A 12,583-nucleotide genomic window follows, 5' to 3' on the forward strand; every position below is an offset into this window, starting at 1 on the left:
TTGGTGAATGTCACGTCGTCGCGGATGGTGAAGGTCCAGGTGAGTTTGTCGTCGCTGATTGTGTATCCGGTGGCTAGGTCGTTGACGATCTGGTTATTTTCGTCGGCCTTCATCAGCGCCGAATGGAACGGCAGCACCCCGGTCTCACCGAATCCGAGAACCGGATCGAAGGGGGCCTTCACCGTCGACGGGTCCATGGAGATGATGACCTCCCGGCGGGAGCTCAGGCGCTCCGGCAGCGCCACCGATGCACCAGATCCCCCGTTGGATTCATTCTTGGATGACGAGCACCCCGCCAGGCCTCCAAGGGCGCCCAAGGTAGTGAGCCCGGCAGCGCCTGCAACAAGGCCTCGCCGGGAGATGCGAAAAGGTGTGTGGGACATGGAATTCCTTTCTGGAAACCCGAGTACGGGGACACAGGGAAGATGCAGGTCGGCGCAGGCCGGGTGAAACCTGCGCCGAGTCAATGGGCGGGCGGTGCCTGCATGGGGGAACTGGTGTGGCATGCATGGCCGATACCGGTATCGCCGTCGATGTCGGTATCAGTGGGGCTTTCGGTGCCCGGCGGGCGGGGTCTGTGATGGTTCGGCGCAGGGATGATCCCGGGAACAAGACCGGTTCACGGTTGGTCCTTTCCGGACGGCGTGAAGACCGGGAATCGGCCATCCGCAGTCCACGACGGATTTCTTCAGCCGAGCGGGCTTCGGCGATCCGGCTCGGCCCGGAGGGCCTCACGGTTGCGGGACAGCGCCAGATTCTCACTGGACTTCTCCGACTCACGCTCGGATCACACGGTACTCCTTGGTCCGGGGCTGCGGTACCCCGGTGTATCCGGAATGCTCTCGGCGCCAACGTGAATGATGGGCGCCTATCGGTCACGGCGAGTGCGGATGTAGGTCTGTAGCCGCTCCCAGTCAGTGACCCTGGCCTTGTCACAGGGAACTAGTGCCTCGGTCATGCGTCGACGGGTCTCCTCTTCGTCCATGCCGGCACCGATGGCGACCAGTTCGCCGCCGATTGCGCTCCGCGGATGCCTCTCGACGCTGATGCCCCCACCTACCGAATGGACGACGTAGTCACGTCGCCCCGAGGGATGCCTGGTGGTGAACGTTCCCTTGAGCCGGTAGGTCCCGGAAGGCAGTGATTCCAGCAGATCGGCGATCCGCCCGGGATGAACGTGATGATCGGTGGTGACGCTCACCGAGCGGGCATGGTGGTGTGCATGATGGCTGCCGGGTGCTTCCAGGGGCAGCGTCTCCTGTTGTGGCCGCGTGCTGGGGGCGGTGTCCAGCAATAGGTAGGGGTCAATGCGGCCATGACGCGTGTGGATGATGGTCGCCCTCGGGTTGCGCTGTCTGATCCGGGCCTCGATTCGCACCACTTGTCCGACGCGCTCCTGGGCGGTTAGCTCGTCGATGCGGTTGATCACCACCAGACTCGCCACCCCGTAGCGACGCGGGGGAACCCCGCCCAGGTCCACGGTGTCGAAGTGTCGTTTGGCGTCAACGATGTCGACCACGCTCGACAGGCGGATGTGTGTGACTGGGCTCAACCACACCAGACGCGCCAAGGTCCCAGGCTCGGCAAGCCCGCTCGCCTCGATGATGATGGCATCCAAAGCAAGTTTCGGATGGCTCAGCGCGTCGAGTGCCTCATCAAGCTGGGAGGCATCGTCAAGACAGCACAGGCATCCCCCGGATACCGAGGCCACCTCGTCGATCTGCCCCTGCACTAGAGCGGCGTCCACGTTGATCGCGCCGAAGTCGTTGATGATCACCCCGGCCCGCACCCCGGGATGCCGCAGCAGGTGGTTGAGCACTGTGGTCTTCCCCGCCCCCAGATGTCCGGTGAGGATGACGACAGGGACCGTCCTGTTCACTCGCACCCCTCCCATTTTTTGAGAACAATTCTCAAAATTAGCGTGCGTGGTGCGGCTCGTCAAAGTACCCGGTGTCGTGTCGTCCGGAATCTGCCCGGGCCCTATGCGGGGCGTCACCGGACGTGGAAGCATGGAGGCCAGCCACCGGCGCGCCACCGAGTACGCCGGTGTTCTGTCCTGGAAAGGAGCACGATCAATGACCATCGCAGTGGTGGCGAACCCCAATCGTGGAACCCGCAGTGACGCGGCAGCCCCGATGCTGGCCAAGCTGACTTCCGAGCGGGCCGAATCCGTCATGACCTTTCACCGCTCGATTGATGGCTACCAGCCCACCCCGCTCGTCTCGCTGCCACACCTGGCCGCCGGGCTCGGGGTGCGCGGTCTGCTGGTCAAGGACGAGAGCCACCGCTTCGGCCTCAACGCATTCAAGGCCCTCGGCGGCAGCTACGCCATCGCCAGTCACCTGGCCCAACGCCTGGGCGTCGGCCTCGACGAGCTGCCCTACCAGCGCTTGATCTCCGACGAGATCCGCTCCCGGCTCGGGGAGATCACCTTCATCACCACCACCGATGGCAACCATGGGCGCGGCGTTGCCTGGACGGCCAACAAACTGAGGCAGAACTGCGTCGTTCACATGCCCAGAGGCACCACGCCCGAGCGGTTGCGCAATATCCAGGCCCTTGGCGCCCGGGCCGACATCACCGAGCTGGTCTATGACGATACCGTCCGGTTGTCTGCACGGGAGGCTGAGGAGAACGGGTGGGTCCTGGTGCAAGACACCTCTTGGCCCGGTTACGAGGACATCCCAGAGAAAATCATTCAGGGTTACATGACAATGCTCGGTGAGGCCATCGAACAGATGCGTGATGAGAACCTCACCCCCACCCATGTCTTCGTCCAGTCCGGGGTTGGCGCCATGCCCACCGCGGTCGTCGGCTGCATCGTCAACGCCTACGGCACTTCTGATGAGGGCGGGCCGGTGATCGTCGTCGTGGAACCGAACAATGCTGCCTGCATTTTCGAAACTCTGCGCGCCACCGACGGGAAAATACACCCGGCGGTTGGTGGCCTGGAGACGATCATGGCCGGCTTGGCTTGTGGGGAACCGATCACCATCGGCATCGACTTGTTGGCTCATTACGTCGACTTCGTCGCGTCTATTCCCGACTACGTGAGTGCCCAGGGAATGCGGGTTTTGTCCAACCCACGTCGGCTCAGCCCCACCGAACCGGTTGCCGATGGCAATGGCGGTCGCTCGGCGGATCGGCGGATCATCTCAGGGGAGTCTGGGGCAGCCGCATTCGGTTTTGCCCATGAGGTACTCACCGACCCTGCCCTGGCTGGGGTCAAGCAGCAACTGGGCATTGATGCAGACTCGGTGCTCTTCTTCATCTCCACCGAGGGCGACACCGACCGCGCCGGATACGATGCGGTGGTCAACGACGGGGCCTATCCCAAACCTTCGGCACCCAGGTGAGGGAGCGGTTCAACTCAACAATGTCTTGTCGGACAGCCCGGTGCCGTCGGTGATCCTGCCGAACTCGGCCATCAGATCATTCACCGTGGCCTTTTTCTTGTCCTCACCAGCCAACTCCATCAGGATTCGGCCTTCATGCATCATGATCAGCCGGTTGCCCAGTTGCAGCGCCTGGTCCATGTTGTGGGTCACCATCAGCGCGGTCAGCTGGTGGCGGGCCACTGTTTCCTTGGTAAGCCGGGTGATCAGGGCTGCCCGCTGCGGATCGAGGGCGGCAGTGTGCTCGTCGAGCAGCAGAATGCTGGGTGCGGTGAAAGTGGCCATGACCAGCGACAATGCTTGACGTTGGCCGCCTGAGAGTAATCCCGCCTTGGCAGTCAGCCGGTTCTCCAGGCCCAGTTCCAAGGCTTGCAGTTCTTCACGGAATATCTCCCGGCGCGTCTTCGAGACCCCCAGGGACAGGCCACGCCACTTGGTCCGAGACAAAGCGATCGCCATGTTCTCCTCGATGGTCAGGTGGGGTGCGGTGCCGGCCATCGGGTCCTGAAACACCCGTCCGACATAGCGGGAGACCGCATGATCGGACAGCCGAGTCACGTCGTGCCCGTTGATCCAGATGGACCCCAGATCGGGGCGGTAGCGCCCGGCGACGACATTGAGCAGGGTGGATTTCCCTGCGCCGTTGGAGCCGATGATGGTGACAAAATCGCCGTCTTCCAGCGACAAGGAGACGTCGCGCAGGGCCACTTTCTCGTTGACGGTGTGTGGGAAGAAGGCCTTAGACACATCGCGGATCTCAAGCATTCTTACTCCTCATCCTGCGCGTGACCCCTTGCGAAGGCCGGTTCGCGACACCTGCGTCGACGGTCTCCTCGGTGGGCACATCCCAGGTGTAGGTGGTGAACTGCTTCGAGCGGCGATTGCGTATCTGCTTGAAGACAGCCCACCTGGGCAGTAGCAAAGCGGCGATCACGATCAGTGCGCTGAGCAATTTCATGTCGTTGGTGTCGAAGCCCTCAATCGTCAGGGCAGCCTGGATGACCGACCGGTAGATGATCGACCCGGTGACCACGGCGATGGCAGTCACCAGCACGCGACCATTGGGGATGAGCGCTGTGCCGATGATCACCGAGGCCAGCCCTGCAACGATCAAGCCGATGCCCATACCGATGTCGGAGGAGCCCTGGTATTGGGCGAACAGCGCACCCGACAAGCCGACCAGCCCGTTGGACAGGGCCAGCCCGAGGATCTTCTGCGCATCGGTGTTGATGCCCTGGGCCCGGGCCATGCCCTCGTTGTCGCCGGTGGCGCGCATCGCCAACCCGAGATCGGTGGACAGGAACCAGACGAGTGCCGCGACGACCAGCCCGACCCCCAGGGCAAGCACACCCACCGAGACCGGGGTACCGATCTGCCGGGATTCCTTTAGCGGGGTGAACACTGTGACCGCACGCAGCATCGATAGATTTGCTTTGCCCATGATGCGCAGGTTGACCGAGTACAGCGCGATCTGGGTCAAAATGCCTGCCAGCAGCGGGTGGATCTTGCCCCAGGTAGTCAACAAGCCAGTGACCAGCCCGGCGACGAGGCCAGCCAACCCACCACTCAGTGTCGCCAGCCATGGATTGCCCCCGTTAATGATCAGCACCGCACAGACGGCCGCCCCGGTGGTGAATGAGCCGTCGATGGTCAGGTCAGCGAGGTCGAGCACCCGGAAGGTCAGGTAAACCCCCAATGCCATCAGGGCGAAGATCAGCCCCAAGTCGAGCGCGGCCACGTCACTCGATGATTTCGTCGGCCTGGTTCAGCAAATCCTGCGGGACCTCGATGCCCAAGGCCTTCGCCGTGGTGAGGTTGATCACGAGTTTCGGATCCTGCTGGGTTTGGACAGCCATGGTGGCTGGATCGGCGCCGTTGCGCAGGATATCCACGGCCATTCTGCCGGTCTGGCGGCCCAGTTCCTCGTAATCGAGACCGTAGGTGATCAGAGCACCCTTGGTCACCGAATCGGTTTCACCCGCGACGAGCGGAATGTGATTGGACTCGGCGACTCGGATGACCGAATCGAGGGCGGAAACGACGGTGTTGTCGGTGGGCACGTAGATGGCGTCAACGTTTTCCAGTGTCTGGGCTGCCTGCAGTACTTCGGAGGTGGCGGTGACCGTCTTAGTTACCACTTCCAATCCTTCGGCGGTAGCGGCTTGTTCGGCGAGCTTCACCTGTACTTCGGAGTTCACCTCGCCGGAGGAGTACAGCACACCGATCTTCTTGGCACTAGGGCTGAGCTCCTTCACCAAGGCGATTTGCTCGGCTACGGGATTCATGTCGGTGGTGCCGCTGATGTTGCCGCCCGGGTTTTCCATGGAATCGACCAAGCCGGCGGCAGTTGGATCGGTGACCGCGGTGAACAGGATCGGGGTGGTGCTGATTGCCTGGGCGGCTGCCTGGGCCGCGGGGGTGGCGACGGCGAAGACCAGGTCGAGATCCGAGGAAGCGAATTTCGATGCGATTGAGGATGCGGTGGCCTGATCACCCTGGGCGTTTTGTTCGTCGTAATCAGCCTTGATGCCAGCTTCGTCGAGGGCGGCTTTGAACCCGGTGACTGATGCGTCTAGGGAGGAGTGGGAGACGATCTGGGTGATCCCGATCGAATATTTCCCTTTGTTTCCGGAGGCGCTGGATCCGGAGCCCGAACCTCCGCATGCGGTGAGGGCAAGGGTGCCGGTGGCCACCAGGACGGCCAAGATGCGCAGCTTGTTCACGATGTGTCCTCGGGTCTGTTCTGAAGTGAATTCGTGCCCAGCATCGCGTCGGGCATGGATTCAGATTACTGCCCGGGTAAGACACACCCCGGTATGTCTCAATTGGCGCAGGGCCGAAGTGCGCAGACGCACTAGAATCGGATAGGAATGACCACAGAAAGGCACAGATGAGCGAGCAACAGGCCAGGCCGAGGATCGTCCAGAAATTCGGCGGTTCCTCGGTGGCGGATGCCGAATCCATCAAACGCGTCGCACGTCGTATCGCCGAGGCCAGGCGTTCGGGGTCGGACGTCGTGGTGGTCATCTCCGCAATGGGCGATACCACTGACGACCTGATGGATCTCGCCCTCCAGGTCTCCCCGCAGCCCCGCCCGCGCGAACTCGACATGCTGCTCACCACTGGGGAACGCCAATCTGCTGCCCTGCTGGCCATGGCTCTCAATGATCTCGGGCTGGAGGCGCTCAGCTATACCGGTTCGCAGGCCGGGGTGATCACCACCGCCACTCACGGCAATGCCCGAATCATCGACATTACCCCTGGCCGCATTGAGAAATCCCTTGACAAGGGGGCAGTGGTCATTGTCGCTGGTTTCCAGGGGGTTTCCCAGACAACCAAGGACGTCACCACCTTGGGCCGGGGTGCTTCTGACACCACCGCCGTCGCTTTGGCCGCTGCCTTGGGGGCACCGGTCTGTGAGATCTACTCCGATGTTGACGGGGTGTTCACCGCGGATCCCCGGGTGGTGCCAGGGGCCCGGCAGATTCCCCAGATCAGTTACGACGAGATGCTCGAATTGGCTTCCTGTGGTGCGAAAGTGCTCCACCTGCGGTGCGTCGAGTACGCACGCAGGGAGGATGTCACCGTTCATGTGCGATCCTCGTTCTCCACCAAACCCGGCACCGTGGTGACCGGACTCGCCGACCACCAGAAGGGCAATGCTATGGAAGAAGCCATTATCTCGGGTCTGGCCCACGACCGCTCGGAGGCCAAGATCACCGTCGTCGGCGTGCCCGACAAGGTGGGTGAGGCCGCCCGGCTGTTCGAGGTAATCGCCGGTGCCGAGATCAACATCGACATGATCGTCCAGAATGTTTCCGAGGCCGATACCGGTGACACCGACATCACCTTCACCGTGCCGATGTCCGACGGCAAGAAGGCCGTCGACGCGTTGAATGCCGCACAGCCCGAGATCGGTTTCGCCGATCTGCGCTACGACGACCAGATCGGCAAGGTTTCGGTTGTCGGGGTCGGCATGCGTACTCATCCCGGGGTGGCCGCTAAGTTCTTCTGCGCCCTCGCTGAGGCCGGGGTCAATATTCAGATGATCTCCACTTCCGAGATCCGTATCTCGGTGGTGGTCTCCGCCGACGACGTCGATACCGCCCTGCGTTCCGCGCACACGGCCTTCGGCCTAGATGCACAGGAAGAAGCGGTGGTCTACGCAGGGACCGGTCGTTGAGCCGAGGCCCGGATCCGACTCCCGGCTGGAGTCGGCCAAACCCCGCTGAGGAGCAGCGACCACGGCGGGCGCAGCCGTCTGGGGAGACGGTTCCCCCGGCGAGCCCTGGTCCGCCGCAGGTGCAGCCCCCCGTCCGGTATGCCGCCCCTGACACCCCCGCAACGCCTCCCTCCCAGGAAAGTCCTCGCGCCCAACAGCCTCGCAGAGCGGTCCCCACCGACGACGACCTGGGTTCCGAGGACTTCAACGCCACCCGCATGATGGCAGCCATCTGGGATGTGCCGCTGACCGGATACGAAGCTCCGCTGTTCGGCCTCACTACCCCCGATGGGCAGTACATTCCGCCGTGGCGGATCAACCCGGATGGCACCCCGCAACTGATCACCGCCCCAGCGCTCACCACCTCCCAAGCCGCGGTCACCGACGAGGTCGACGAGATCGACGAGGCTGACCGACGCAACCTCGGCCGGAATTCGGCGCTCATGGCTGCGGGTACCTTGGTGTCGCGGGTGCTGGGCATGGTGAATGGTTCCCTGCAGACCGCGGTGCTAGGTACCTTGGTGGTCGGGGACGCCTTCAAGGCGGCGAATACCTTCCCGAACTTCATCCTGGTGCTGTTGTCCGGCGGCATTCTCAACGCGGTGCTCATCCCGCAGATCACCAAGGCGATGAAGCGCCCCGATGGGGGACAGGACTTCGTCAACCGGCTGGTTACCGCCACCTTGGTTCTGATTCTCGGAGTCGCAGTGCTGGCCACTGCCGGCGGTGGCTGGTTGATGTCGGCTTTCACCTCGCTTCGCGGCCCCGGTCTGGAGTTGGCCATAGCCTTCGCCTATCTTTGCTTACCACAGGTGCTTTTCTATGGCATCTTCGCCGTGCTCGGGAATATCTTGCAGGCCCGGGGCTCCTTCGCGGCCTACGGCTGGGCGCCGGTGATGAATAACGTCGTGGCAATCGCCGGCGAGGTCACCTTCTTGGTGTTGTGGGGCCAGCAGGAGCAGGTGGAGGCATGGACTCCGCAGATGGTCTGGGTGCTGGCCGGTTCGGCCACCTTGGGCATCGTCGTCCAGGCACTCATCCTCATCCCCGCGCTGTACCGGACTGGGTTCCGCTACCGTCCCCGCTGGGGGCTGCGCGGGCACGGCTTTGGGGCCCTGGGCCGCTACGCAGCACTCACCTTCACCGCACTAGTCATTGCTCAGGCGGGCGGCCTGTACACCCTCAAAGTGGCCACTCATCTGCGCGAGATCGCCCCGCCCGACGGCCCGGAGATAGCCACCTATCTGTCGTATCAGAATGCCCTGTCGCTGTTTCAGATGCCCTATTCCTTGGTGGCAGTCTCCCTGCTGACTGCCCTGTTCCCGCAGCTGGCGCGAGCCTGGCAGCGCCGCGACGACGCCGAGGTCGGGTTGCAAGACATGCGCGATCTGTTGCGTCGTGGTCTCACCCTCCCAGCCCTGGGTATCATCCCGCTGTCGGCGATGTTCATGGCCCTGTCCACCCCCGCGGTGCGGGTCGTTTACCCATCGATCTCACCCGAACAGGGCCATCAGACCGGTCGGCTGTTGTTCGTCATGTGCGCATCAATGATGGGTTACACCATCGTCACCTTGCAACAGCAGTACTGCTTCGCCACCGAGCAGGGCGGAACGAATTTGTGGATGCAGTGCCTGGTCACCGGCATCCAGGTGCTATTTGCCTTCGGCGCCTACCTGGTTCCCCTGGAGCATGGCATGACCGTCGTTGTGGCGGGCATGTTCGTCGGTAACTGGGGGTTGGCGCTGGTCTTCTTGCTCTATGCCCGTCGCCAGATCGGCGACTACGGGTTGGGTGAGGTGATTCGGCTCTACGTGCGTCTCGGTCTGGCCTCGGCCATCGCCGGGGCTGCCGCCTGGGGCGCCGCCCGGTGGGTCAGTTCCCAGGGCACCCTGGTGACCGCGACCACTGGCTGGGCATGGCAGGTGGGCGGTGGGGTTGCCGGCGGGGTGGTGTTCCTCGTCGTGCTATTCATCCTGGTGAAGGTGCTGCATATCACCGAGATGGGCGGATTGTTGACGCCCATCACCCGCAGGCTGCGTCGCCGCTGACCGGTCCGCGGTTCACCGGTTGATCCGGAGACACGGTTGGGTGTCGCCGCTCAGGTGGCTTGGCCGTCGTCCCCAGAGATCAGCGCGTCGACGCGGGCCGTTGCCTGGTCCCAGTCGAGATGGGCGTGAGTGGCCCAGGTGAGCCCGATCAGCCGCTGCCGGGTGATGGCCAGATCGCACAGCTGACCGTTCTGGGCCAGGGCCAGATCCTGGATACACTCGTACTCGTCGAGGATTTCATCGGCCGGACGTAGCCGCGCAGTATCCACGCCCACCTGTTCGCCTTCGGCCAGCGCCAAACGCATCACTTCGGCAGCATCGGCTGCCTGGGCGGGCCAGCCGGGCATGGAGCGCGACACCGTCCACAGCAGTTCCTGGGCGGCCTCAATGACTGGCTGCACGGTGCGGGCGAGTGCAGAGTCGTTGGTCTCGAAGAGTTCCCGGTGCGAGGGGGCCAGGGATGCGAAGGCACGTGGGAAGGTAGCCTCCATCGCCTTCTGGTTGATCGGTGATCCAGCGATCACCGAGGCAGCGTAGTCGGAGGCCATCACTAAGGAGATAATGCCCAAGGCGACGTCGATCGCCGATCGGAACTCCAATTCATCGGCCGAACGGATCGGAGGCAGGAAATTGGGCACCTGGAGCTGCACATTGGACTCCAGCCAGGAACGCACCTCGTCGCGTCGGCTGCGGGCTCGTGAGGTGATCGGCACCCAACCGGTGGGGGTACCGTGTGGGCCGGACAGCAGCGGTCGTCCGTCCCCGTCAAGCAGGGCGCCATCCACCAGCAGGATCGAATTGGAAGCCTCCGAGAAGCGTCGCAGGTTGTCGAGGTGCTTCGGGTCGTGGGCATCGAGCTCGAACTGGTAGAGGCGTCTGGTGTCGTTGATGTGATTAATCAGCAGGCGACGTGAGGGGTCACTGGCGCGGGAGTTCGACATGGCCCAGCGTTCCAGGGCACTCAGATGGGCGTCGAGTTCGGCATCCGTGGCGCCGACCTCCCAGCGGGAGCGCTCATTCACCACGGGGAAATCATGCGAGACACGAGCCCGCACGGTCGAGTAGGCGCTGATCAGCATGGGCCCACCTTAGCGCTTGTCCGGATCGTGGAGGGTCTCAAGCGCTAGCACCTTCGACTGGCACTCGGGCGCCGTGTACCGCATAGGCGACGAAGGTGGCGACGGTCGACCGGATCGGGAGCCAGCTGTCAGCGATTTCAGTGTCTCGCCCAACGGCGATGTCAGCGCGGTAGCCATGCACTCACGCTCCCGACTGGCACGGGGCATTCAGCCTTAGTCTGCCATTCCAATATATGCCGTGATATTTTGTGCACAATCAATCCCACGGGTGATAACCAGTTTCCCATCCGATTAGCCGACTCCGAGATGAACGCTGGAGAACACTTCCCTGCTGTTTATGTCATCACAGTTAACTCGCATCTCGTGTGCTTTTTGGAGAGACCTCTCGCGACGGCATATCGTCATGACTCAGGTAGCTGCAGAACCTGCGTGTATCCGTGGTCACCGGATCTTCAAGGGCGCTGGCGTCTACCCATCGACCGCAGCCACGAATCATGACCTCTTCAATCCGGAACGTTCCAATATCACTCGACATGTCACGTTCGGCTATGGCCGTCATTTCTGTCTAGGCTCGGATCTCGCACATCTGAACTGTGCGAGGTCTTTACCGATCTTTCGTCGAGGAGTGCCTTCGCTCGCTCTTGCTGTTCGATATCTCGAGTCGGCTGTTCTCTTCGGGGGCGAGGAAGGCGAGAAGCGCCCGCGCCTCGGCCTCCAGAAGCTCCATCTGACTGGTGGGACAAGCGGTGAAGAGTTCGATCGAAAGCCGAGAGGGTCGCTTGTGACCGGACGGGCGTGCGTATGTCCATCGCCCAGCCACCATCCCGTCAATCAGAACCATAGATTCGGATGATGCGAGTTTGCGGTAATCCGCCGAGACGATCCTGCTGCGGTCGGCGTAACCCTGCAGTGCATTGTCGAAGCGTGCCATCAGAAGTGGTCGAATGACGGTATCGGGATCCGCGATCACTCCATCCTGTACGTCCACTAGATCTCGCCCATGGTGATCCCTGCGATGAGTCAAGGAAGGCCCCAGCGCTCGTAATACCTCGCGAACGCCAGCGATGCCGCTCCAAGTCCGGATATCGGCTGGCGTGGCGGGGCCAAAAGCGTGGAGGTAGCGGAGCACGAGTTGCTCTTTGGCGCCCTCAACTGCGATGGGGGTACCGACCCAATCGCGAGCCAGCATGATCGGCGTCAGCACGTTGGCGCCCCACAGTCCATCTGGCGGTGGGTGTACAACTGCTAGGAGATGCTGCGCAGTTCGCGCCAACATGGTCCCGTCGGCGTCCGGCCATCGCTCTCGCAATGCTCGGGACAACCGGGGTCTTGTCCATAGGGAGCCGTCGCTCAATAACTGCGCGGCGTAGTCCCGGATCTCCAGCGGGTCAGCCCCGGCGAGGCGTCGAACGAACGACCGCTGTTGCTGCTCAAGTATGGGTACAAAGAGGGGCTGAAAACGCAAATAGTCGGCGGAGGTCACGATGTGCTGTGTACCGCGCATCATCATGGCTCGGACTGCGTGCCGTTCCACGAGAAGGTCCTCCAGTTGATCAGGTGTGAAGCTGGAGATCCGATTCCACAACGCCACGTATGGAGGCGCCGACTCTTGCGCTTGGAGCCCCACGAGGGACGAAAGTACGTCTGCAGGGCTGTTTCCGGAGCGTGCCACCAGTCCCTGACGCATGAGCAGAGTGCGGTTGAGAGTCTGATTGTCGATACCAGAAGCCATAGAAACTCCAATTCGGCTATGGACAGTGATAACCGCCGCTCAAGTGGCGCTCAAGCGAATTTTCTCACACTCTATCTTGTAGCTGGGTGATCTTTCAACGAGAGATT

General features: G+C 62.6%; 9 protein-coding genes and 1 pseudogene. 3 read left to right on the forward strand and 7 right to left on the reverse strand.

The annotated features are described in order from the left end of the window. Window positions 1-383 (reverse strand): annotated as a pseudogene (locus HMPREF1531_RS13890) (hypothetical protein); the annotation flags it as partial. Between the two features lie 485 nt (window positions 384-868). Further along, entirely contained in the window at window positions 869-1,879 is a 1,011-nt protein-coding gene (locus HMPREF1531_RS06120) for a CobW family GTP-binding protein (RefSeq protein ID WP_016669059.1), read from the reverse strand. Window positions 1,880-2,075: 196 nt separating this feature from the next. Here HMPREF1531_RS06120 and HMPREF1531_RS06125 point away from each other — a divergent pair, with 196 nt between their 5' ends. Beyond that, window positions 2,076-3,356: a diaminopropionate ammonia-lyase gene (locus HMPREF1531_RS06125; RefSeq protein ID WP_016669060.1), complete on the forward strand. Its 1,281-nt coding sequence runs from the start codon at window positions 2,076-2,078 to the stop codon at window positions 3,354-3,356. Window positions 3,357-3,365: 9 nt separating this feature from the next. On the opposite strand, the gene HMPREF1531_RS06130 is transcribed toward HMPREF1531_RS06125, so the two are convergent. Genes HMPREF1531_RS06130 through HMPREF1531_RS06140 form a run of 3 tightly spaced genes read right to left on the reverse strand, consistent with a single transcriptional unit; the run spans window position 3,366 to window position 6,118 of the window. Further along, a complete protein-coding gene (locus HMPREF1531_RS06130; RefSeq protein WP_016669061.1) occupies window positions 3,366-4,160 on the reverse strand; it encodes an ABC transporter ATP-binding protein in 795 nt (264 codons plus the stop codon). Then, window positions 4,153-5,133 carry an ABC transporter permease gene (locus HMPREF1531_RS06135; RefSeq protein WP_016669062.1) on the reverse strand — a complete coding sequence of 327 codons (981 nt, stop codon included), beginning with the start codon at window positions 5,131-5,133 and terminating at the stop codon, window positions 4,153-4,155. Before HMPREF1531_RS06135 ends, HMPREF1531_RS06130 begins: the two co-directional genes overlap by 8 nt. Before the next feature lies 1 nt (window position 5,134). Then, window positions 5,135-6,118: an ABC transporter substrate-binding protein gene (locus HMPREF1531_RS06140; protein WP_016669063.1), complete on the reverse strand. Its 984-nt coding sequence runs from the start codon at window positions 6,116-6,118 to the stop codon at window positions 5,135-5,137. A 167-nt stretch (window positions 6,119-6,285) separates the two neighbouring features. On the opposite strand from HMPREF1531_RS06140, the gene HMPREF1531_RS06145 reads away from it, so the two are divergent. Together HMPREF1531_RS06145 and murJ are read left to right on the forward strand one after the other, a co-directional pair. Further along, window positions 6,286-7,578 carry an aspartate kinase gene (locus HMPREF1531_RS06145; protein WP_016669064.1) on the forward strand — a complete coding sequence of 431 codons (1,293 nt, stop codon included), beginning with the start codon at window positions 6,286-6,288 and terminating at the stop codon, window positions 7,576-7,578. 119 nt (window positions 7,579-7,697) lie between these two features. Then, on the forward strand, window positions 7,698-9,665 hold the full coding sequence (gene murJ, locus HMPREF1531_RS06150) for a murein biosynthesis integral membrane protein MurJ (protein ID WP_016669065.1): 1,968 nt from the start codon (window positions 7,698-7,700) through the stop codon (window positions 9,663-9,665). A 50-nt stretch (window positions 9,666-9,715) separates the two neighbouring features. Here the strand turns inward: murJ and HMPREF1531_RS06155 are convergent, their stop codons facing one another. Both HMPREF1531_RS06155 and HMPREF1531_RS06160 read right to left on the reverse strand, forming a co-directional pair. Then, window positions 9,716-10,744 carry a DUF4272 domain-containing protein gene (locus HMPREF1531_RS06155; protein ID WP_016669066.1) on the reverse strand — a complete coding sequence of 343 codons (1,029 nt, stop codon included), beginning with the start codon at window positions 10,742-10,744 and terminating at the stop codon, window positions 9,716-9,718. Window positions 10,745-11,348: 604 nt separating this feature from the next. Continuing rightward, the gene (locus tag HMPREF1531_RS06160) at window positions 11,349-12,476 is read right to left on the reverse strand and encodes a winged helix DNA-binding domain-containing protein (protein WP_016669067.1); all 1,128 of its coding nucleotides are present in this window, start codon (window positions 12,474-12,476) and stop codon (window positions 11,349-11,351) included. Between the last annotated feature and the right edge of the window lie 107 nt (window positions 12,477-12,583).

Source organism: Propionibacterium sp. oral taxon 192 str. F0372, assembly GCF_000413315.1.
Lineage (GTDB): Bacteria > Actinomycetota > Actinomycetes > Propionibacteriales > Propionibacteriaceae > Brooklawnia.